The sequence below is a fragment of the Teredinibacter sp. KSP-S5-2 genome (assembly GCF_032773895.1).
Classification (GTDB): domain Bacteria; phylum Pseudomonadota; class Gammaproteobacteria; order Pseudomonadales; family Cellvibrionaceae.
In genome coordinates, this window is the sequence record NZ_CP120416.1 from 3,188,942 (window position 1) to 3,215,715 (window position 26,774).

Annotated in this window: 4 protein-coding genes; 1 reads left to right on the forward strand and 3 read right to left on the reverse strand. The window is 43.8% G+C overall.

Annotation, left to right across the window (positions count from 1 at the left end; all coding sequences use genetic code 11):
• The first annotated feature begins 165 nt into the window (after positions 1-165).
• Positions 166-2,994, forward strand: coding sequence for a glycosyl hydrolase family 18 protein (locus tag P5V12_RS13740; protein ID WP_316953657.1), 2,829 nt, complete (start codon positions 166-168; stop codon positions 2,992-2,994).
• A 403-nt stretch (positions 2,995-3,397) separates the two neighbouring features.
• On the opposite strand, the gene P5V12_RS13745 is transcribed toward P5V12_RS13740, so the two are convergent.
• The 3 genes from P5V12_RS13745 to P5V12_RS13755 all read right to left on the reverse strand — a co-directional run bounded on the left by P5V12_RS13745 (position 3,398) and on the right by P5V12_RS13755 (position 26,538).
• On the reverse strand, positions 3,398-5,548 hold the full coding sequence (locus P5V12_RS13745) for a hypothetical protein (protein WP_316953658.1): 2,151 nt from the start codon (positions 5,546-5,548) through the stop codon (positions 3,398-3,400).
• A gap of 421 nt (positions 5,549-5,969) precedes the next feature.
• On the reverse strand, positions 5,970-7,931 hold the full coding sequence (locus P5V12_RS13750) for a POTRA domain-containing protein (RefSeq protein WP_316953659.1): 1,962 nt from the start codon (positions 7,929-7,931) through the stop codon (positions 5,970-5,972).
• Positions 7,932-8,001: 70 nt separating this feature from the next.
• Positions 8,002-26,538 carry a filamentous hemagglutinin N-terminal domain-containing protein gene (locus P5V12_RS13755; RefSeq protein WP_316953660.1) on the reverse strand — a complete coding sequence of 6,179 codons (18,537 nt, stop codon included), beginning with the start codon at positions 26,536-26,538 and terminating at the stop codon, positions 8,002-8,004.
• Positions 26,539-26,774: the final 236 nt, after the last annotated feature.

Here is a 26,774-nt window from a genome sequence, read left to right on the forward strand (position 1 = left end):
AAAATTCGTTTTCAGCTGTTTTAATTCTTTTGCTATTCAAAGGCGACTTAAAAACCGTCTTGCATAGACCTGTTTTTTTGTTACCCCGTGACCAGTAAAAAATTTACGTAGCAACCCGTTGTGTCACTTACGCACGTAAAATCTAACTCCAATAAGGATAATAATATGATTACGATGCTTTGCAGACGATTAGCCGCGGTGGCCATGCTGGCAGTGATGATTTCGAGTTTGGCTAACTCGGCATTGGCAGCAACAACCGCCGACCACGAAAAACAAATCGTGGGTTACATTACTCAGTGGGATCCGTGGAAAGACGCTAAAGCAGGTTTTCCTGTTCAAGGTGCCGCGAACCACTTAAACGTTGATATGTCAAAATACACCATATTGAACTACTCGTTCTTTGGTGTCGCTGTTGACGGCTCACTTCACTCAGGTGACTACCGCAACAAGAGCATTTATCAAGAGGGTGTGGTACAACAACCTGCTCCTCTATTAATGACAGACGTATATTCTTCCTGGGACTTGTACCTCATCTGGGGTGAGCTAGACCCTGTTTACCAAGAAACACCTGAGAGTATTGCTCAAGGTTTCGTAGTAAGCGGACAAAACTGGACTCACACTGCAACAGGCTTAAGTGGTGTCGCACCAATTCCTGTTAAAAAAGTGGGTGGCAAGCCTGGTATCATCGAGCATGCCCACGCCAATGGCGTGAAAGTTATGGCGTCGATTGGTGGCTGGAGTATGTGTAAACACTTCCCAGAAATGGCTGCAGATCCTGCAAAACGCGCCAAGTTTATGGAAGGTGTTGACCAGTTGATGGCTCTAGGTTTCGATGGTATCGACCTAGACTGGGAATACCCAGGCCCATATTCTGGAATGAATTTCACCGGTACTGAAGCTGACTACGCAAACTTCCTGACTCTTGTTAAGGAAATTCGCACGAAAATTGGTCCAGACAAGTTAATCACCTCCGCTTTCTCAATGAACCCAACCAAATTGGCTGGCTTCAACTGGGCTGAGTTGAACAACTACATGGACTACTACAACATGATGACCTATGACGTTGATGGTGGTTGGTCAGATAATGCAGGCCACAACTCTCCACTATTCAACTACCCTGGATCCGCTTGGGGCTTGAGCTTTGATGACACTGCTCAATGGCTACTTGCTCAAGGTATCCCTGGAGAGAAAATCAACATGGGCTTCGGCTTCTACGGTCGCGGTGTTGTCACAGAAGCTCCAGCAGCGCTTGGTCAGACAACGATCAAGAAATCTGTCACTATCCAGCCTGATGGCCCTGTTACAACAGCTGCTGACTATGACAACTGGCCTTTAGATGTATATGACGGTACGCCAAACTACTTCTTCGTCGAATCGAAGAAAGCAGACGGCTGGACAGAGCATTGGGATGACAGTGCAAAAGTGCCATACCTGACTAAAGACGGCCTTAAAAGCTACTTCGTCAGTTATGACAATGAGCGTTCAATTGGTCTTAAAGCACAATACGTAAACGACTACGGCCTAGGCGGTGGTATTGTTTGGCAAGTTGCTGGCGACTTTGAATGTGTTGGCGGTTACACAATGGCAGGTAAACTACCTGTGTGTGGCGGCGTAAACCCAGTTCTAGCGAACAAAATGAATGAAGTTTTTGCACTTGGTTGTAAAGGCTGCCCAGTTGTTCGTATTACGGCTCCAACCTCAGCTGACAAGCACGCTCCAGGTAGCAACATTACTCTAGCAGTAGCTGCAACCGACTCTGACGGAACTGTTGTAAGCGTAGACTACTATGTAGACGATGCTCTTCTAGGTACTTCTACTACAGGTACTGACTTTGCTTACACTTGGACAAACGTCGCAGAAGGTACTTACAAAGTACACGCTGTGGCAACAGACAATGTAAACAACGCTCAGAAGTCAGCCACAATTACTGTAGCGGTTAACACTGATCACCTTTCTCCTGAAGTAACCATTACAGCCCCAGACGTGAAGATCGTACAAGATCCTCTTGGAACTGTTGCGGTATCTGCCGACGTTACCTACGCTGCAGGAACTGTTACCAGTGTTGAAATGGCTGTAGGAACGCAAGTACTCGCTGTTTCAAATAGTGGCAGCACCTACTCCGCCGTATTCACACCAGCAGACTTCGGTAACTACACATTGACAGTTGTTGCTACCAGCAGCGATGGTTTTGCGAAAACTGCAACAGCAGACTTCGTACTTCTTCAATGTGACGCTCCAGAATGGGATGCAGGTACCACATACGCCGCAGGCGGAACCCAAGTACTTTACCAAGGCGACTTATACCAGAACAGCTACTGGACACAAGGCAATGTTCCAACTGCCGGTGGCCCATGGGTATTCTTGAAGTCTTGTGACGGTTCTGGTTCTTCCAGCAGCTCAAGCAGCTCGTCTTCTTCAAGCTCTAGCTCTTCATCCAGCAGCTCAAGCAGCTCTTCTTCAAGCTCTAGCTCTTCATCTTCTTCAGGTGGTCAAACTTGTAACCCATATGTTGCGGGTTCCAGCTACTCTGTAGGTGATGTTGTTTCTAACGCGGGTGGATACTACAGCTGTAAAGTTGCAGGCTGGTGTTCAAGCGGTAACTCTGCATATGAGCCAGGTGTAGGTTGGGCATGGAACTATGCGTGGGATGCAACTACAGCTCCTGCTGATTGTGGTACAAGCTCATCATCATCAAGCAGCAGTTCAAGCAGTTCGTCTTCAAGCTCTAGCTCTTCATCCAGCAGCTCAAGCAGCTCTTCTTCAAGCAGCAGCTCTAGCTCTTCTGGTGGAACCGGTGACTGTGCAGCTCAAGGCATTGACCCAACTGCGATAAATGCATACCCCAACTGGACTCAAAACGACTGGGCGGGTAATCCAAGCTATGCGGCTGGTGGCGATATGATGTCTAACACTGGTGCGGTATACCGCGCTAACTGGTGGACTCAGGCAGCGCCTGGTAGCGACGGCTCCTGGACATTTGTATGTAATATCTAATTCTCTATTATGAGAATAATAGAAAGGCGGCCAATGGCCGCCTTTTTTTATTCATGGTTATCACTACGAAATTCCCAGAGGCAACAAGTTCCCGCCTCCATTGAACTTAGACTAATTCCACCTAGAGCAGCTGATTATCTTTAGATCTGTAAACACTATACCCGCCGAAGAAGACCGCCCTGCCGTCGTCTATTCGATGTGCATTTCTACGTTTTGATTTTTAATGGATATGGTAGAGTCAAGACATACTCCAAATCTGACAATAATCAAACTGACACGGATAAAAAGGAAATTCACATAATAAAGAACCGGAGCATCCATCACATAACTGTGAGCAAAAGCCATTATTCGTATGATCCTTAACAAATCAGAGCAATATAGAACCATCACCCATCTAAGAGAACTACACATTCACTTCCGCTTGAACCATGAATAATCTATTGGCCTCAGCTTTCTTTCTTCGATACAAATAAAATTCAGTTATCGCCATTGGCAGAAGGAAATACCCCCACAAATAAATGTCGAAAAAGTACTTAAAGTGAGACATCGGAGAAAACAGAAACAGCATTCCCATACGCATTAATATAAGCATGGAAACCGCAGCGGTCTTAGGAAAAAAGCTCCACTGAGAAACGATTAAAAGGGTCAGCAAAAAAGAAAACATTGCATTCCAAACTAACGTTCTACCACTCAAGAAAAAATTAGTCCCCAGATCCAGGGTTTTCTTGATTCGTTCATATACTTTATATTGAAAAGAAATCAGTGCTGGATGAGTGGGAACACTATCAAACACAGCCAAACGATACTTATCGTCTTCAAAAGCATGCCACCCCCAACGTCGAGAATTTGAAAAGTGATATGCAGGTAAGACATTCACATCCCCGGTAATAGACATTAATGAATCGTAAAAAACTCTAGCTCGATTTTTTATAAAAATATGTGGATTCATTATAACAAGCTTTATTGCAACATCTTTTAATCGTTCAATATCCCGTTCCGAATACACGCCATATTTTAAATGACGCCCACTCCAAAATGCTTCAAGATATTTATAATGCTTAGCCAAATCGTCATACCAAATAACAGCATCAATTGCCCTTCTATCTTCTTCGTAATTATCGCTTTGGTGATGCTGGCTAATTATTTCGCCCAAAGGCTCTATCAAGAGGGTTAAGATATAGTTCTTATCTTCATGAGCATTTAAAAGATGCTTAAGCGGAGCACCTTGAGCATAAAAAACAACCAAGCTGGAAATAAACATAAGACCAACAAAAGGAACTCGAGGGCGAACAAACAACATTAACCAAACAGGCACAACCGCAATCAGATAAATACCTTCTGACCGAAAGCCAACCAATAGAGCAATGCTCACACCAATATAAATTGCGTAACGTATCGGTAAATGCTGTTTCCTAATTGACCAGAAGAACAACAATACGAATAGAAAAACGCTCGCTATCGAGTAAATAACATCCCTGACGAAAAATGAAGGGTATATTAGAACTGGAATAGAAGTGAGCGTCACAACAAAAAAAGCAATTAAAACGAATTTACTTAAACCTAACTCAAGCAAATTAAAAAACAGATAAGAAATAAGCAGAGACATCAACACGGTCTGCAACGCAGTTAAAGCCGCAGGCGTATCAGTTATTATAGTTAGACACAGGATAAAAAAACTATATACATGAGAGTGCCAGGTATTAAAATCCAGATATTTTACTTGTGCCCAAGTTGCCATCGAGTCTGTCTGCATAATAGATGGCCAGGCGGACAGAGAAAAAATAGAGATAATCGATAACGAACATATAAACATGCCCCAAAATGGCCAATACCGTCTGGAAAACATCCTTCGCCGTCTAAACAATAAAAATAACTCGACCATTAAAAACGATAAAATCAACGAAACCATAAATATCGCAAAATCGACTACTTTATGATCTCTTTTATTATTGGTAAATACCTCATTATCAAACTCAATACGACCAAGATCTATATCCACCTTTGGCTTAAGATAGATAAGCTTCCCATTCACACGCAAGTTTGCGGTCATTAAAGTAAAATCATTGGGAATTTGATCAAACTGAAAGGCAACAGAGTTAATTTTGGAAATTGGCAGATCAAACTTCTGCAAATACGGTATTGATTGGTGCTCCCCTATTGGCAACTTGAAGCTGTACGCACCTTGATGCGAGTATAGATCCACCCCGGCATAATACTTATCATCGATATAGACTTCACTAAAAGCAGAATACACCGGCTCAGAAAAATATATATGCCCTTTACGGACATGCCCTTGATAAGATATTTTCCTATTCGGTAGTAAGCTTAAGTATCCATCTTTGTATTTTACTGAACCCGGTTTATCAAACTGAACCAAAGAAATATTATTATCGTTTATATTGATACTTTGGATTGTAACCAAGTTAGTTTGTGCGCGTTTATTCGAGATACCCGTATTAATTATTTCAATTTTATGCCTTTCTTGTGATAAATCTTTCAGGTTTGATACAAATACGGAGCTTTCCAACATTCCCCGCGGCGTATCAATCTTCATCTTCCCATAAAATGGCTCAGATGTTTTTAAATACAACTCCAGCTGAGAACTCCAATGCGCCGAAGATGAAAGATTTAAATAAAGGTACGATATAAAGAAAAGAAAACACCACAAAGCCAAAATATATAAGGCATGCTGCTTTCTGCTACACAGATCTGAAAAAAAATTAACAAAGAGCAGAACAGCTCGACATCCGTTTCGAATCATATACTCGACCACCAAAGGGCTTGGGTTTAACTTATTATTATTGTTTCGAGTATTGTACAAATACGTCTATCGAATAGAAATATCCCCGTTAAATATTGTCACCCAAGACATTATTTAACTTTCGACAATGTGAACCAAATATCTATTAGAAAAAACTAAAGAAAGGCACCTAACAAAAGGTGCCTAATATAGGGAATGAATTGTATCGAACCAATTAAAAACTGTACTGAAGATCAAAATAAATCACTGAGCTTTTGTCATCCTCACTCGAAGCACCACGGCTATCACCACCACCGCCCTCACTACCACTAATTACCTGCCCTTTCGAGCTAGTCTCCGATAGCACGGGAAACCCAAATAGCATGTTACCGCGGATTTTACCTTTGTGATTAAACTTAAAACCTAAGCCAAGGTTTGCCAACTGAGTTTCGGTTTTCTCACTACCTTGAGAAACAATCGGATGCGTAATACCATAACTCGCGTCAATAAACAGCAATGGCTGAATAGTTTTTTCGACAAATTTCCCCATAAACGAGGGGCCATTAAACAACCAATCCGCGCCCAAATAAATCGCATCATCATTAAAGCTTTTATTTACTTCAAAACCACGCGCCTTGGTTGGGCCGGCCAAACCAAACTGATTAATGGATGACATAGAAACGCCAGAATACTGCCCGGAGCTTCGAATTACTACACGGGTATCTTTATCACTAAACGGGGAGTTTACAAATGTTAGCAACGAATAGTCGTAACCCACAATTGTTGCACTGGTGTCCCGCCCGTTTTCACCTTCATTACTTGAAACCTCCAAGGAGTTATCCAACGAGCTTTGCGTAAGGTAAACACTACCAACATGAAGGAAGCGACGCCTCTCGTTCAAAAAGTCGAAGTTGTACCGCAAGGATATATTACTTACCTGGTCATCCACGATAGGAGAACCGCTCGATTCCAGTTGAGATGAAATCTTTGAGTACTCCAGATTGAACGAGGTATTCTTGATACGACTTCTCGTACGAATCAAACGAAATGAAGCGTTACTTGTCTGAGAACTCCCTTCAATATCCAACGCAAATGACGATGTTGGCGATGAGCCAGAATCATCGTTAATTAAAGAATCCTGATCAATAATAAAGTCATTCGTTGAAGTGCTGACAGAGAATTCTAATTTAGGATGAAAAAATTTCGTGGTATAACGAATCGAACCAAAAGTCGTTGAAGTCTGGTCTATTGCGGTTAGAACTTCAAGATGCAAACTATCACCACCTAAAAGGCTATTCACCAATAAATCCGCGTATATTCGATTTTCACCTGCGCTCTCAGAACCATGATTATCCACACGCACGTTGGCATCAAACCACCGCTCATCAAGTGTATTTACTGTTAGCTTGGTGTCCCCGACCTGAGAGCCAGGTTGAAAGTAGCCCTGCCCGGTAAATCCAGGTAAATCGTTTACCAAATAGAGTTTTTCTTCGATTTTCTTTGCGGTAACTGGTTTTCCCATTAAGTCTTTAAAAACTTTCTGGATGGTTTTCTTCTTGTATTTTTTATTGTTAACAACATCCACTTCACCTAATTCGCCCAACAGTACAGTAAGAGTCACAACACCGTCTCTCACTCGCTGTTTGGGAATGTAGGCTTTGGCCAGAATGAAACCTCTCTCTCGATAGTAACGGGTAATCGTATCCGCCACTGTTTCGATCATGCCAAGGGTGACTCCCCGCTTTCTACGTTGATCCCGAATCAAAAAAACCAAACGCTGAACATCAACCGGACCAACATGCTCCCCTTCGGTTTCCTTTTCAATATCGCTGATCATGTCGGAAACTTCGCCAAGCTCATCAAGCGTATAACCTGAATCCAACATTTCCCCTTCGGCCATTAAATCAAACCGAAGCTCCTCTACCTGCTGAATTAAAGCTTCACGAGTAATACCCAATTCAGGAAACTCCACGATGCCCTGAATTCTAAACTCAGAAACATTTAACCGAGGCCCAGCTTCCGGATCAGGATCCCGCTCGCGTACAGAAGGAATATCCAGATCCTTTAACATTGATTCCCGTTCATATTCCGGTACTTCACTGGTATCCGGCATTTCCAAAAATCCAGCCTGAACAACAGGCCCAAGAAGAAAAAGCGCTGCCAGTGCACTAACTTGTGACTTTGTAATTTTAAACATTCAGTTAAATCTAATTGAATTAAATTCAAAAGGCGCTCGTTGCAAGCGCCTCCCCCAATTTATCTACTTGTTATAGTTCTGTGCCATCATCCAATTCGTCATCAAACAATTGATCCCTCGGCATCTTGATAGAAACATCATCATAAAAATAGTTACGCACGTTGGTAAACACGGCGGGATCAACCTCTTCAAGGGTTTCTACTTCAACAAGTTGATCAGCAGCGGTATTCAGAATATCGCTTAAGCTTCGCTGAGCAGGAGAAAAGTCTTCCCAATCCGCAGGAGGTACACTAAAACTCCAACGATAAACGTTACTCAAGCGCGAGCGGATTTCCAGATAATCTTTCACATAGAGCCACATGATACGACCGAGTTGTCCAAACTCTCCCAATGGAGCGTTGAATACAGCAGTTTTAGCAATGACTTCAGGATTTGCCCAACCGGCAGAACCAAAGAAGCGAATACTTCCCGTTGTGGTCAGAAGTACATCGCCAATTTCGTAGTTAGCGTTAATTGTCCCCTGCCCTAATCGTGCATCTAGTGAGGCAGGATCATCACCTGCGTATGCCCCCGTTAAATACGGCACATTAGTTGAGCTTCCAATAACAATGTCGCCGTCAGAAACTGACAATTGAATGTTGCCGTTATTGTGAATACGCTCGACATGAATCTCCTTGTCATTAGTTAACGACACTGCGCCTGTATTATTCACTGCAGATAACGTACCCACACTCAAATCTAAGCCACCGGCAGTATTACCAATACCGGATTCAGCAGTCATCTGAACATAGTCAGCAGAAAGCGCCACCACACCGGTGGTACCACTAATACCGCCCCCGGATCGTAATACGATATTTGCAGCATCCGGTATAGTAATCGAGCTGGCAGATTGCCCGGAAACTAATGAGTAAAGATTAATACTTCCATCTGCTTCATAGGTAATGCTTCCTGCCATGGCTGTGGTTGTAGCTCCCGTTGCCATGTTAATACCCGCAGCGGAATCCACATAAATATCTCCTCGGGTAGATACCAGATTCGCATTCTGTGTAAAGCCACCGGCACCAGCAGTAAAGTTAGCATCGTTCTCAACCACAACATCTTCGCTTAATCGAATTCCCTGATTCGCATTAATAATCAATGAATCCGCAACCGTTAATGCCTGACCTAAACTTACGTCTCCAGTATTTGACGTAATCGTAATATTGCCGGCAGAATCTAATGTCTGGGTAGTAATGTCGTTTTCAACCAGAATGTCGATTGAACCATTTGTTGTACGGGAGAAAATATCAGGCCCGGTTAACGATTCATACTGATTGGCATTAATGACCAAGGCATTGGTGATGGAGTCCGAACCAGTAGCCAACAAGCCACCATCCTGAACAAAGCGACCAGAAGCATTAATATTAATCGTGCTTGCAGAAATACCGTTTCCAGCAACACCATTCGCAACCGTCATATCTTCCGTCACAATATTCACACCACCAGAAGCAACAACACCGCTGGTCTGAAGTACTCCGGCCAAATTATTAATCGATAAATCGCCAACAACTGCTTCAACAATATTTAATCCATTTCCATCATGCAAAGTGACTTGGCTTGCTCCCAAACCACCGCTGCCATTGGAAATTCGGAACTCACCCATAAAGTCGTTGCTGTTGTTTGTCAGTTCAATTCTCTGACCTACTGCACCGTTGAGAGCGGTGAACTGAGCATTCTCAAATACCCGGATTGCACCTCCTGATGTACTCGTCAAAATATCACCGGAAGAACGCACACTTAACTCACGAGCAGAAATCGAATTTAAAATCGTTGAGCTTGAATTTACAAGATTAATACTTCCTAGCGCAGGGTTAAGACCAGCGCCTCCAGCCACAAGGTTTATATCACCATCAAAGCGGTTACCACTACCGGTTAAGTTGATGTTTCCTCCAGCTTCCAAAGTTAACGTTCCTGTAGAGGTAAGGTTCTGACCGGATTGAATATTTCCTACCGCCTCTAAATCAAATATATCTCTGGAATTTAATCCACTAATCTCAATATCGTTTTGCTCAGCAAGATAAATTGCAGAACCGGCGTTAGTCACATTCAAACGATCAACATCTATGACCAAGCGACTCGTGTCAGAACCAATAGCACCAGTTTGATCAAGTACTAACTCTCCCGCATTAATTCGTGCATTACTGTTAGTAACAGAAATGGACGCACCTTTGATTGTCAGTTGGGAATCAATGTTAATCACACCATCTAATGCAACTTCATCGTTCGCTCCAGCACTGATACGGACGCTATCTTTATTGGCGAAATTAACAGTGGAATAAGTAATATTATTGGAATTCAAGACAAACTGATTATCACGTAATGTTAGAAGGTCACCACTTCCGGTTGTTTGGATATTCAACAAAGTCGAATCCACGTTTTCGTTTACCGTATTTACATTGGTAAAAACAATCGAAGACTGCGCCGCATTATCGGCTTGATATAAAAGTCTCTCACTCCCCTGTGCCGTCAAAGAATAGTCAACACTGTTGTAACTGACCGTACTGCCAGTTGGTATCACTAATGCAGTATTTAGCGTATTGATGTCACTCCCACCATCAAAAGTGATAACCGCTGCGGTGCCCCCCAGGATAGTTGCATTGACAATATCATTCCCGATTTCACCATAGATCACACCACCAACACTGCTACCATTTGAAATATTAAAAATATCGTTCCCGTTTCGACCATATATATTGCCTGTGACATCACCACCAGCCAAATTAAACGTATCTTGAGCGCTTCCACCCACTAGGTGATTAAAACCTTCAAAGAATACACTACCGTTAATTGAACCCGAGTTTTCCCCGGAAAGAATATCCCAGATATTTACTGAGTCTGTTGCAGTCAATGTACTATTGGTGTTGTTACCTAACAATAATTCAATATCACGAACGTTATTCAAACCACCACCAAGAACGATATTCACTACCGATTGCTGGCTTAGATCCAAAATATCCTGCCCATCAACAGTTTGGCTACCGCCATCCAGATAGCCAGTTAAACTACCAGCATCAGTAAAGCCAAAGCGATCATTATTATCACCACCTTCCAGGTTTGCAAAACCAGAGAAAGCCATACCATTTAAGGAACCTGCATTAGCTGAATCAATTATCCAGCTATTGACAATGTCATCTGCGCGCAAGGTATTGGTAACAGTGTTAGCACTGTTCGCATCAATGTTTTCCAGACGATTGATATTTAAAGTACCGTCAATGGAATTTCCAACCACAATATAACTATCTGTTGTGAAGGCAGTAATATCCAGTGAGTCATTCCCCTCTCCACCGTCAATCATGCCAGGAATATTTCCCGTTGCGGTAATAGTGAACTGATCATCACCCGTCCCACCGGTTAACGATGAAAATCCAGAGAAAGCAATCGATGATTCCGGTGTCGCCCCGACGGTGGGAGCAAGCGTCCCTGACCGATCACCATCAATCTTCCAGGTGTTATTACTATTATCCGCAACAAGCGTATTTTCATTACCAAGGTTGGCTTGAATTGTTTCTACGCCGTTAACATTAAGATTACTGGATACGTTTGTACCAAGTTCAACAACCAGATTTCTACCAGACGCGATACCGGATATATCCAAATGGTCCAGAGAACCCAAACCACCATCCATTAATCCCGAAATTGAATCATTACCATCCAACTCAAACCGATCAACGTTGGTACCACCAATAAGATTTTGAATATTTTCGAAATCAATAACACTGTTCAGTGTACCGGCATCTGTGCCATTAATAACCCAGGTGTTCTCTATATTGTCAGCCACCAAACGATTACTTAAACCGGAGGCATTACCCAATACAATTTCGGAAACGTTGGAAGCATTTATCTGGTCAAACACTTCAGCGCCCAAGTTGACAGTTAGACTAATCGTGGAGCCGGCAGAAAGAATTCTATTGGTTCCCGTTCCACCATCCAAACCACCGGTTAATCGACCTACACCAACAAATCGGAATGTGTCATTACCGGAACCAGATTGAATTTGGTTAAAATTAATAAATGACATTTCTGGTGCGCCACCGCTACCATTATCATAGGTACCATCGTTGATGCCGTCAGACAAAGCATTACCTGTGTCTTGCTGAATGGTCCAGGTTGAATCACCACTGGCAACATTCAATACGGCGTTATAACCCGTTGCAGAAGAACCATCATTATTACCAATTAAGCCCTCCAGCCCACTGATTGAAGTACCATTTGCACCTAAATCAATCACATCGCCCACAGTAAACTCGATATTACGCTCCACAATGGAAAGATCCAAACGATCGGTACCTAAACCACCGGTAATTGCTCCGGTGATATGCCCTGTGGTTTCAAACCTAAAGTTGTCGTCGCCTGAGCCACCATCCAGATAGCCAAAGTTCTCAAATACAATGGTATTTTCTTCAGTAACGTTCGCATCCGGTTCAATACGGCCATCATTTTCTGAAGTGATGATCCAATTGTAATTACCTGTGCGATTACTGATTAATCGGTTTGCATCTTCAGTCACACCGGTTGCCAGGGCAGCAGTATCTGCCGCTGTAATGGATTCAATGTTGACGACATGCAAATTTTCTGACGTTGTATCCGAACCCAATTCAACAACAATACCTTGATTCTTCGCGGAAAGATTCAGAGAGTCAGAATTCGGCGTACCCGCGTTGGCATTGGTACCACCATTTATGAGGCCTGTTACATCACCATTAACACCAAATATAAACGAATCATTGACCAGGTCTGACCCGATTAAATTAGACATGCCAGAAAATGCAATACCATTCAGGTCTCCAGCGTTTTCATTCACTACATTCCAGGTATTCGGCCCACTGCCACCTGCGTAGAGTGAGTTGGTTCGAGTAGCATTACCGCGAATAGTGGAAACATTCACGATATTAATTTCGATATTTTGCGTGATATTAGGATCAAGAGATACATCAATATCTTGCGTAGCCGCAGTGAAATCCAGAGTATTAGCTCCGGTAATTCCACCATCAATCAAACCGGAAATACGGCCAAGTCCGTTAATAGTGAATATATCTACTGCAGTCGAACCAATAAGGTTGCCAAAATTGGTAAATAACACACCACTTAATGAACCACTATTCAAATCAGAAATAGTCCATGACGTGTGAGCAGTACTACCAATAAGCGTATTATTGGTATTCACATTCCCCATCAAAGAATCGATATTGGTAATGTTAAATGTCGAGGCAACACTCGGATCAAACGAAATAATTGTGTCACCATTTAACGACGATATATCCAAAGTATCAAAACCGGCTGAACCACCATCTATTTTTCCAGTAATTGCATCATCGCCATTCAATGCAAAGTAATCATCGGTACCGGCACCAGTCAGGTTAGCGAAATGGCTAAAGGTCATACCATTTAATGTACCGGAGTTAGTGCCATTGATAATCCAGTTATTATTCTGACTTCCTTCAGCAATTAATGTATTGACAAAATTCTGACTGGCTTGTATTTGACTCATATTGGTCGCCACCACATCAACTGTTGCAGCGAGCGCACTATCCAAAGAGAGTTGAATATCTTGGGTAATATTTTGCAGGTTTAAAACATCCACGCCTGTTCCAGCACCACCATCATAATTAGCATTCACCGCTAACAAGTCGTAGATATTAAATGTATCTGAAGCTTCGCCACCACGAATAAAATCGACACCAGTAAAGGTTAAACTGTCACCGTTCCCATCGAGAGTATTGGTTGGCAAACCATTTACAGGACGTGCGATATTCCAGACATATGATGTATCGGCAGAACCACTGAACAACGTAGTATCAACATTAGCAACACTACTTCCAGTAAGCTGTTCAACATTAGTTAAATCAATAATGCCTTCACGATCAAGCAAAACCTCAACATCCTGACCTCTTAGGCTAATAGGGAAACCATCTGTCACCCTTCTCAAGTCAGTTTGGTTCAAACCAAATGAAAGGTTATTTATTGCTAAATCAGCAGTAACCGTGTTGATACCCAGTCCACCATTGATTGCACCAGCTGAAATCGGGTTAGCCAAATCTCCATTCGTTAACCGACCATCTGCCAGGAATACGAAGGCATCTCGACCACTGCCACCTTCAAACTGATTCACGTCGGTAAAAGTAAACGTAAAGCCAGCCTGATCACCGGAATTCACAATAAACGAACCAGAGTTTTCGCCATCAATCGTCCAAGTGTTATCAATATTGAACTCAGCGGTATCGGATGTAATACGAAGAAGTGTGTCATTGTTACCCAAAACGCTTTGAACACGGTCTGTTATATCAACAATCACAAAACCAGTTGCATCACTGAAATCCAGAGCAATTAAACCAGAACCTCTTCGCCACTCACCGGTGATATTACCTTCCGTCTCTAGATTAGACTCTTCACCGGAAGATCTTGCCCCATCAAAACTACCGAAGTTAGTAAAGCGAGTAATCTCATTTGTGACAGGGTTTTTGTCTGCAATGTTATCCAGTGTTTGCACAAAACCATTATTAGGGGCATTTGTAATACGCCACTCAACCGCTCCCGAATGGGCTATCGCCAGCCAATTATTTGCTTCTTCCGCTCCAGTACCTGCTGCGGCGTCAATTACTTCAAAGTTTGTCACATTGACGTTAGGTAGTGAGCTGGTTCCTGACACCAAAGATCCGCTAAAAATAGGCTCCCCAATCTCAACCACAACGCCATTAGTAAAGACTTCGACATTCAACGTATCGCGAACTTCACTGCTTCCAGTCGCACTGGATTCACCACCATCCAGTAAACCCGAAATTGAGGCATTAATGTCAGTAAAGGTAAAGGTATCCCTGCCAGAACCGGCAGTAATATTTTCTATTTCTGTAAATCCAATGCTAATACCACTTGCAGTACCACTATTGGTACCAGAAATGGTATAGCTGTTATTGTTATTGTCGCCAATAAGTGTGTCATCCCCTGCTCCACCAATTAATTGGCCACCGACAGAACCTGCTGTGGTAAACGTAAAACGATCATCACCAGCCTGCCCTTCAATATTTCTGGACACATTCGTTGCAATAGTGAAGTTATCCGTACCACCACTACCCAAATAATTTTCAAAATTGCTAAACGTTATTTCACCACCTGTCGATGAAGTGACGGTTTCGCTTCCGCCATTTAATTCCCAGGTTGCATTTTCGGTATAGCCTAAATCGAGCGAGTCAAAAGCATTTTGAGAACCCGCATCAATAGTTAAATTCAGGTTTGAATCATTAATTGTGAAACGATCGTCACCATTGCGACTGGAAAATTCTGTCACTTCCACAGCACCGCCAGAAGGTACGTTAATGGTCACCGTGTCTGCCGCATTGGAACTGGTAATGCTCTCAATGCTGTTAAAGGTCAGCGTATTGCCGTTTGCTACTGCAGTTTCGTTATCACCATCCAACACCCATGTGGTTGCCTGAGTATGGTTAACAGTCAAGGTATCGGTTTCACCTGCGCCTGCATCAATTTCAAGTGCTAACGCAGCATCCACATTAAAGTCATCACTGCCAGCGCGACCGCGAATAATATCTACCGAACCACCACTGATTGTTACGGTGTCTTTTTGCACAGACGCATCAATTGCATCAATACCGGTAAAACTGACCACACCCGTGCCCACATCGGCTGTAGCAGTTTCATAGCCTGAACCGTTAATTAACCAGGTGGTGTTATCGGCGTAAGCAATTTCCAGGCGGTCACTATCAACACCGGTTCCCGCATCAATGCTCAGAGTTTGATTGGCAGAACGAATAATAAATTCATCATCACCATTACCACTGGTAATACCAGTAACACCGCCGCCATTAATATCGAACACATCTTTTTGTGCAGTACCTTCGGCATTCTCAATACCAGCAAAGGTAATCACACCGTTCGAGGTTGCTGAAGTTGCAGTTTGTAATGCGTTGGTGATGCTCCAGTTCGATGCTTCGGAATAACCGAGTATTAATGTATCAACATTATTTTGGCTGCCCGCATTTAAAGTAATACTTAAACCCGCATCATTGACAGTGAAACTATCGTCGCCATTTCGGCTGGAGAAGGTGGTGACTTCAACACCACTTCCTGATGGCGCATTGAAGGTTACGGTATCTGCTGCATTGGAACTGGTAATCGTCTCAATGCTGTTAAAGGTCAGCGTATTGCCGTTTGCTACTGCAGTTTCGTTACCACCATCCAACACCCATGTGGTTGCCTGAGTATGGTTAACGGTCAAGGTATCGGTTTCACCTGCGCCTGCATCAATTTCAAGCACTAACGCAGCATCCACATTAAAGTCATCACTGCCAGTGCGACCGCGAATAATATCTACCGTACCACCACTGATTGTGACCGTGTCTTTTTGTTCAGACGCATCAATTGCATCAATACCGGTAAAACTAACCACGCCCGTGCCCACATCGGCGGTAGCAGTTTCATAGCCTGAACCGTTAATTAACCAGGTGGTGTTATCGGCGTAAGCAATTTCCAGGCGGTCACTATCAACACCGGTTCCCGCATCAATGCTCAGAGTTTGATTGGCAGAACGAATAATAAATTCATCATCACCATTACCACTGGTAATACCAGTAACACCGCCGCCATTAATATCGAACACATCTTTTTGTGCAGTACCTTCGGCATTCTCAATACCAGCAAAGGTAATCACACCGTTCGAGGTTGCTGAAGTTGCAGTTTGTAATGCGTTGGTGATGCTCCAGTTCGATGCTTCGGAATAACCGAGTATTAATGTATCAACATTATTTTGGCTGCCCGCATTTAAAGTAATACTTAAACCCGCATCATTAACAGTGAAACTATCGTCGCCATTTCGGCTGGAGAAGGTGGTGACTTCAACACCACTTCCTGATGGCGCATTGAAGGTTACGGTATCTGCTGCATTGGAACTGGTAATCGTCTCAATGCTGTTAAAGGTCAGTGTATTGCCGCTCGCGACTGCCGTTTCATCACCACCGTCTAATACCCATGTGGTTGCCTGAGTATGATTAATGGTTAAGGTATCGGTTTCACCTGCACCAGCATCAATTTCAAGCACTAACGCAGCATCCACATTAAAGTCATCACTGCCAGCGCGACCGCGAATAATATCCACCGAACCACCACTGATTGTGACGGTGTCTTTTTGCACAGACGCATCAATTGCATCAATACCGGTAAAACTGACCACGCCCGTGCCCACATCGGCTGTAGCAGTTTCATAGCCTGAACCGTTAATTAACCAGGTGGTGTTATCGGCATAAGCGATTTCCAGGCGGTCACTATCAACACCGGTTCCCGCATCAATACTCAGAGTTTGATTAGCAGAGCGAATAAAAAATTCATCATCACCGTTACCACTGGTAATACCCGTCACACCGCCGCCATTAATATCGAACACATCTTTTTGTGCAGTACCTTCGGCATTCTCAATACCAGCAAAGGTAATCACACCATTCGAGGTTGCTGAGGTTGCAGTTTGTAATGCGTCGGTGATGCTCCAGTTCGATGCCTCTGAATAACCAAGCGTTAAAATATCGCCTATCGTCGCGGCTCCGCCATCAATTGATAGACTTAAAGCTGCATTATTCACATTAAAGGTATCGTTCCCACCTTCACCGCGAATAACACCTGTGATATTCGCATTAATGGCAAAGGTATCCAAACCAGCACCACCAATAAGGTTTTCAATACCAATAAAGCTGCCACCAATGGGTGTCACTGTACCTGAATTATTCCCAGAAACCGTCCAGTCGATAAGAGCGGATGCCGTACTGTTAACGTACAAGAAATCATTATTATTATCCGCTTGCCCTGCAAGGGTTCCGCGAATGTCACCTGTAATTGATCCTGAGGCACTTAACGTAAAGATGTCCTGATCGACATTACCAAACAAGTTTGACATACCCGAAAAAGCAATATGCTGGGCAACATCGCCCGACAAGCCAACTGTGCCAGTATTTGCATTGGTGACTTGCCAATCATTGATTTGATTGAGTCCGGTTAGAGAATCTGAACCGGAACCATGTATATTTTGAATATTTAAATATGTACTGGTTCGACCATTTGCAGTTAATGAGCCACCAAAAGCTGATGTCAACTGCCAGCCACCATTTGCATGCAGATTAGTCAGGGAGTTATTTGCTGTATCCGTACCACCATTCAAAACACCACTGTATGCACCAGTTGAAGTAATAGTGAAATTATCTATGGCGCTGTTACCACCAATTAAATTGGTAAAGTTAATAAAACGTATAGATGTACCACCATTTTCTAACTCACCATCATTTAATCCATCAACACCACCGACACCATCAAAATCATAAATTCGCCAAGTATTGGTTCCAGAATTCAAACCCGTTAAGGAGCTGGTTGAACCACCAATTATTTGTTCTGCATTGGTAACACCATTAATGGTTGTGGTACCCAACACCGCGCTATAGTTAGGAATTCCCGAAATATCAACGGTATCAGTATTGCCACCTGCATCCACAGAGGTGCCAAAATTACCCGCAGTGACAAAAACGAAAGTATCTTGCCCCGAGCCACCATTAACTATTTCGATTTCACTAAATAGCGTATTTGTATTTAATACGCCGGTAGAAGTGGATGGATTCAATTCCCAATTGTTTGTGCCGTCCGTTACTGTCAGCGTATCAGAGCCGGTTCCAGCACCGCCCTGAATGGAGCCGATATAAGAAGCCCCTGCCCCCAGAGTAAATAGATCGTCGGCAGTACCGCCTTGTAAAATATCAATATTGGTAAAGTTGCCAACATAGGTGACGCCACTGGCTGAAAGCGTGTTCGACCCACCATTGGTAATCGACCAGGTTGTTGCCGTGTCACGACCATAAATGGTGTCTGTACCACCCGTACCGCCACTTATTGTTCCTTGAATAATGCCAGTGTTTTCTAAATTAAAATCATCATTATTTGAACCACCGGTGATATTTCTAAAGCCACCAAACTCTGTGGTAACTCCATTAGATAAAACACTGCCTGAGTTAGTGCCATCTATTGTCCAAACATTAACTACGTCAGCACCTGTTAGAACAGAATCAACGTGCCCATTGCCTTCAATGCGTTCAATATTCATAGCGGATATTCCGGCTGGATCAGTGCCCAAAGTAATATCCAAGGCATCACCAATACCCGACAAATCCAGAATATCGACAATACCCGTACCGTTTAAACCATCCACTTGAACAGTAACGGATGTACTTGTAATGGCAAATGTATCTACCTGATCAGCATATCCAACTAAGCGTTCAATTGAACTGAATTGCGTTGTTGCGGTTCCGTAAACAAACTCTCCTGTATTACCCGCATTTACAGTCCACGTGGTCGCAAAGTCTCGCTGCATTTGAATAACATCTGTACCGGTATTTCCACCACTTATTGAGCCAGTAATTTCACCTAACGCACCGGTAATATTAAAGGTATCGTTACCAGAACCACCGGTTAAACTACCAAAACCAGAAAATGTTATTGGATCAGGAAATGCTGTACTGCCAACAATATTGATAGTCCCACTATTAACTCCGGACACATCCCAAGTTGCGCTAGTTCCTGCTTCCCGAACCAACGCAGTTCCTACGTTATTGTTACCAGTTATAATTTCAAATTCTTGTAGCGCGTTACTAAAGCCCGCTCCCAAAACAATATCAAAAGCCCCACTTCTTCCAGAGTAGTCCGCGGTATCATTCCCACCGCCGCCAAACAACACCCCAGCGAAGTCGGAAGTAATTGTAAAGGTGTCATTACCTGAACCAGACTTCGCCTCTTCGATTTCACTAAAGACAACAGTTCCCGTTCCGTTAGTTACTTCCTCCGGTTCACCATTTATTGTCCACCCCAAAACATTTGTTAAGGTTTCAAAGGAAAGAATATCTCCTGATGCGTCTGAGCCACCGACAATCGTTGCGCCGATATTTTCTGCAAGAATATTGAAATCATCCTGGCCAAGACCACCATCCAAACTTCCTGTTTGATTCGCAGAAATATTAAAGTCATCCGCTCCATCACCACCGGCCACACCACCAGAAACATCGCCGCCCAAACTGAAAATATCGTTACCACCACGACCTTCGATAGAGCCACTAAACGCCGCGGTTACATTGAACCTATCAACACCGGAGTCACTGCCTTGGAGAGTATTTCCTGAAATAAAGGTAATGGTACCTGAACCATTAGTAACAGTTTCACTTCCATCTGCGCCATCGATTGTCCATGTTGTTGCGGTATTGTGGCCAATCGCAACCGTATCGGTACCTGACCCACCATCTAATATTTGAGAAAAGTTTGCTGCATTGATATTGAAAATATCTGAGCCCGCACCACCGAGTAAATCACCCAGAACCTGCGCTGTCAGGTTGAAAATATCGTTGGCACCACGGCCGGTAATATTGCCAGAATAAGTATTGGAGATATTGAAGGTATCAACACCGGTATTACTGCCCTCAAGGTTTTCAATCGCCCCATCAAAGGTAATTGTGCCTGTACCATGCACGACTTGTTGTGTGCTTGAATTAATTGTCCAGGTAGGAGCCCCGCCATGGGTAATGGTTAACGTGTCGTTTTCTGTACCACCATCGACAGAACCACTGACACCCGCATCAGCAATATTAAACTGGTCATCTCCAGCACCACCTTGAGCGGTAATTGTTGCACCGGCCACACCTAGATTAAAGGTATCGTTGCCACCGCGGCCTTGAAAGGTAGTAATACCGGATAAAACAGAAGTAACGTTGAAGGTGTCTTGACCCGTATCTGAGCCTAAGGCGACTTCCACACCTGCAAATGAAATCGTGCCAGGGGTCGCACTTTGGTCTGTAACGGTTTCATTGCCATCCAAACCGTCGAACGTCCAGGTGGCATTATCGCTATATACGAGAGTCAGCCTATCAGATTCCGTTCCACCAACGACATTGGCTGTAACACCTGCGACATTGACATTAAAGACATCGTCATTAGCGCCACCATCTAAACTGCCTGACGTTGTAGTATTAATCTCGAAAATATCTGCACCCGCGTCACCACTAATGGTACCGGAAACATTTCCGCCAATATTAAACGTATCAGCATCGGCGCCGCCCGAAATAACGCTGGAAGCGTCACTGGTAATTGTAAAAATATCGGCCCCGGCATTGCCACTCAGGCTCAGACTGGCAGCACCCGTAATATCAAAGTGGTCAATACCTGCTCCACCTTGAGCTGATTCAATTTCCGTAAAGGTAACGTCCGCCACAGCATAGTTAGCAGAGCCTAAGTCTATTTGACCACCTTCACCACCGGTTAAATTCCACGAGGTTTCCGAGTTGTGACCATAAACAATATCGGTACTGGCATCTGAACCGCCGTCTATTGTTGCAGTAATATTATTGGCCAGCAGATAAAATTCATCGGCGCCATCACCACCTTGTAGAGCAGAAGAAACTATCGCACTGATATTAAAGTCATCATCACCGGCATTACCCAGAATTTGCCCGGAAAAACCGGTATTAATATTGAAAATATCCGCTAAGTTTCCGCCGGATAAAACATCCATTCCAGAAAACTCTACGGTTATTGTAGGAGCAGCGGTTAACGCCAAGGTTGAAGTTGTATCAATCGTCCAAGTACTTGCTTCATCCAATCCATTTAAAATATTGGATGGCGCTCGACCAATATATTTATCAAATCCAGTAAAGCTGGAAACGTAAGATGAAGGCGTTGCAGCTTGATCCGTTAACTCACCTGAATTTAGTGATACTAAAACCCAATTGGTATTTGTCCCAGCTCGCCCTTGCAGAGTATCTGAGCCTAAACCACCTCTTAGTTCCGCACCAACGCCTACAGAACCAGCATCAGCAATACTAAATGTATCATCGCCAGCGCCGCCATCGGCAGTGAGTGTAATCGCACCTTCAACAAAGAAATAATCTGAGCTTGTTCCACCAACAACCGATTCCACATCAGAAAAGGTGATATCTGCTACAGCATAATTCGCTGAACCTAAATCTATTTGTCCACTTTCACCACCTGATAAATTCCAAGCAGTTGTTGCGTTATTCCCATTAATAACATCAATACTGGTATCAGTGCCTTCTTCACCACCAACTACCGTAGTTGTAATATTATTCGCTTGAATATTAAAAGTATCTGCGCCTTCACCGCCAAAAATATTGGCGATGGAATCTGCGATATTAAAAATATCCTCAAGTACATTCCCGACAAGTGTTTCCATTCCGCTAAACGATACGGAGTCAGAAGAATCGACTGTACCGGCTACAGAGTTACCGGCGGAGTTAATCGTCCAGGTATTGGCTTGGTTTCTTCCTGTTAAGGTATCTGTACCGTCGCCACCTGTTAGCGTATCGATGCTGTAGAAGGTACCCAGAATATTTTGCGCAGAACCACCATCCGGTGTTAACACAATATCCCCTTGATTGGCACCACTGAGTGTCCAGGCAATGGCATCGGTGGCAATGCTGTTAACAATAATCGTATCACTGCCTGTTTCGGTTGCAGCTATTGCAGCACCTCGAACATCACCAGTCACAACACCACCATTGAAAGTGAAGGTGTCGGCGGTATCACTGCCCGTCAAGTTATTAAAGTTAATAAAATTAACGCCGTTTACGCTGCCGTCATTAATACCATCGTATCGACCATCACCGTTATTCGCGATTTGCCAGGCAACGGCTGAACTACTATTAAAAATTAATGTACTGTTATAATCTGTTGCGCCACCATCACCATCGTGAATCCCCACAACCGTTTCAATATTGGCGAAGCCTAATACGGAGCCATCGTCAGCAAGCGTGAGCTGAATAGCTTCGGCAAGGCCGGATAAATCAATTGCATCGTTATCAGATAACGACTCACCCGCATTAATTTGTCCAATGGAATTTAGTGCAGTATTACTGGAGAAAATAAAGGTATCATCGTATGCATCAGTGCCGTTAAGAACCTCAACTCCGGTAAAACTATCCACATAGAAGGTGCCGGTATTTGGAGATAGTTCCAAGTTCCCTGCATTTTCACCTGTAATATTCCAATCGGTATCCTGCTCTTTTGCCGTTATAGAATCTGCTGTGCCAGCACCACCTTCAAGTAACGTTGCCGTTCCTGCTGCACCGAGAATAAAGCTGTCATTATCATCCTCACCGGAAAGCGTACCGGTTGACGCTGCATTAATATTAAACGTGTCGTCACCGGCCCCGGCGTTAATATTACCGGCATAAGCCACATCAATCGTAAAGCTATCGGTATGCGCACCACCAACGAGCACAGAGAAATTTTCAAAATTTACGGTGCCATCAAACGCCGCAGCAATTTCATCACCACTTGCTGGAGTACCATCGGGATCAATTGCAGCGCTCGATACCGAACCATCATTTGTACCATCGCCCACGCTGTTATTTATCGACCAGGAATTATTTCCGGTTGCCACATAAAGGGAATGAGTATTATCCGCGTCGTTATTGACGATTGAATCAACGTTAATAACATTGATATTGGTATTGATTTCTGAACCAATTTGGACAGTAGAATCAGCAGTAATATCGGTAATTGTAAAGGTGTCATCTGCTCCAGATGTACCATCAATTAAACCGGATACCGTGGCACCATCAAAGGTGAATGAATCATTCCCTGTGCCACCGGTAAGACTCTCAATATTGGAGAAATTAATAACAATCGGAGCAATCGCATCAGCAGCATTATCGTAATCGATTGTTAATTGGTTTGATCCATCGATAAGCCAAGTATTGTTTGCAGAGCCGGTGTAAATTAATGTATCACCAGCTGAACTTGCAGTGTTACTTCCGCCATCTAAAGTTAAGCCTGAACCAGCCCAGGAAAAACCAGAGCCAATTGAAAATGTATTATTACTTGCATCTCCTGTTATAGAAATAGCCGCATCCGAACCGCCACCGCCGGTATCAGCACTCGCATCAAGTAAACTATTGCCAGTAAAACTATTGGAAACATCAACATTTATCTGTGCGGCATTTCCACTAACCGCTGATGTGTTTATCGTTCCATTAACGACAACGTCCGCACCGGAAAGATCAACCTGCCCCGCATTACCTGACAATGTACTTGCATTGATGGTGCCATTTGACGTTAAAGTTCCTGACGCCCTAACATCGATAACACCCGCATTTCCGCTGTCATTGGAAGTATTGATATCCCCTAACTGAATGTTAGTGCCGTAAAGATCGACATTACCCGATACTCCATATGTCTGGCTTGTATCAATGGAAATATTTCCAGCAAAACTATTGCTCGTATTTCGTAGGTCAACGTATTTTTCTTTTGCAGTAATTGTTGTTGTACCAGTAACATTAATGTGAAAGTTCGCATCTGTCACCGGCGTCGAAGTACTCAGTGTCGACCAACCTCGAATGGCTTCTCCACTGGTAAGGGTTAACTGCCCTGCATTTGTTCTTCCCAACACAATATCGGGGTTTATACTGCTATCTCCCCCACTAATATCAGTGGCACGAATATCGAGATGCCCACCGGTAATATCGATTATCGAATTACTTGTTCTCCAATGATAAAAACTATCATCCGCAATAAAAGTGGCATCGCCCCCATCAGTATAAATATTGACAGAGACTTCAATATCTCCATCATCAGAAGTCCAGCCTCCTGAATTATTATTTGAATTGAGAACAATGCTTCCCCCGTTTGTATCAATGCAGCCACCAGTGTACGCAGTAATACACGCTCCGCCATTAACAGCAGAGCTTGGAGAAGTTGGACCAATATAAATTGCACCGTTGCTTGTGGAAAAATTTAAACTTAAGTTATCCGTACTCGTAACTGAAGTATTGGAATCATATATTTTGTAACTTCCAGTTTCGATATTATTGTATGCAGTTAAGGTTAAAGTATCTCCAGTTCCTATTCCGTTATAATCAAAATCAGTTCGAAATATAATATTGCCAGCCTCGCTGCCATCTGAACCGTCCCCACCTGTTGTGATGGTTATATTTATTCCAGTGTTGTTAATAAAAGCGGTTCTTAGAGTATCAATATTCACCCTGGCGGTATCATCATTTGGGGTATATACGTTGGAATTATTATCCCACCGCCGATCCTCACGCCATGTAATTTCCACATCATATGGATCAATTAACCACTCACCACCACCATCAACAGAATTAACATTTGGGGCATTCCAGATTTCAAAACTTCTTAAGCCCGAGGTTTCAATAAAGCCACCATTACCTCCCTGCACACCACCTCGTGCCGATAAACCGCCGTATATTCGCGCCGTATTGGAAGCGAAAGTAATCACTTTTCCGCCATCGCCATTATCTAGTGCATCGGCGCTAACGTGAGTCTCTTCACCTAAATAAATAAATTCTGCATTGCGAACTAAATTATTCGCACCGGTTTTATCGCCACCGATTAATACCGTGCCGCCGCCATTTGCACCAGAAGCACTTACGTTTGCTTCATCAAACAAACCAACCTTGTTACCCAATACTTTGACATTACCGCCTTCCCCCTCATAAGAGGAGTTGGCAGACACAACCGCAAGCTCTTTTAATTCTGTTTTGTCCGTTGCGTGTAATTCTATTTGACCACCGGAACCCTGTGCGGAATCCGCGCGTATTTCACCGGTAGATGTGACGTTTTCGCCAACAACAATTACGCGACCGGCGTCCGTATTATTGGCGGATACATTCAAGTTACCGGTGTTCACTACGTCCGCCCCGGCGCCCAGGGTGAAGCTACCGTCATCGTGCATCACCACGCTGACTTCCTGATTTAAATCGCCCGCATTGACCGCGCGGGAGAATAAATCCTGACTGGCACTGCCCGAAATCAGAATACGGCCACCTTGGGCATTGATATCCCCAGAGTTCAAAACAGCAGGGTCTACGCCAATCTCTTCCTGCAATAAACCTTCGGTAACACGGACACCCAACAAGCCTTCGTTGTCGAAAGTCACAATCGCTTCTTTACCGGCCGCGAGGTTCACCGCCCCCAAGTTGGCGGTAATCATGCCGCTGTTCTCGACCTTTTTACCTAAAAGCGTGACTGAACCACCGGTTGCCGCGTTGATAATCCCGGCATTAATCACAGTGCCATCCGTGCCTTCCAGCGCGGAGAAGGCAAAGTCACCGTTCATAAAATCTTCGGAGCGAATATTCAGACCACTAGCGAGCAAACCGCCCGCGTTAATCGTGGCGGTTTCACTAAAGAACACCCCGTTAGGGTTGACCAATACCACATGACCATTGGCATCAATCCGGCCGTGAATCTCAGAGCCCCGATTGCTGAGAATACGGTTAAGTGAAATCGAACTGGAGGTTGGCTGGTGAAAAGTCACTCGTTCGTCGGCAGCCACATCAAAACTCTGCCAATCGATAGCCAAACGATCTGTCGCCTGGTTAATGGTCGTGGATCGACCAGATTGCTGTATGCTTCCCTTACCCCCAACGACTACGCCGCCTTCCGGCCCGGCAATAACAGCCCCGGAAACAAGCATCTGCGTTATCGCGGCTATGGCCAGAGGTAGCTTTCTTTTAGACACAGTTGGGGCACGGCGCCCGGTGAAGCGCTGGAGAGACTTATTCATTGAATGTGATCCTAAAAACTCTTTAGTTTGCCTTTCAAAAAGCAAGGGAAAGCTCCTTGCACACCGCGATATTTGTTGATTTAACGGTGTATCCTATCCATTTTTTGGGTTTGGTCTTGCCAGAGGTGAAATGCTTACCGCATACCTCGTGTGAGTCCAAAATTTGGGATGTGAATTATGCCAAAAAAGGCCTTTGCTGCCCACATGCAGACTCCAAGCAAGCGAGGCCAATTGTA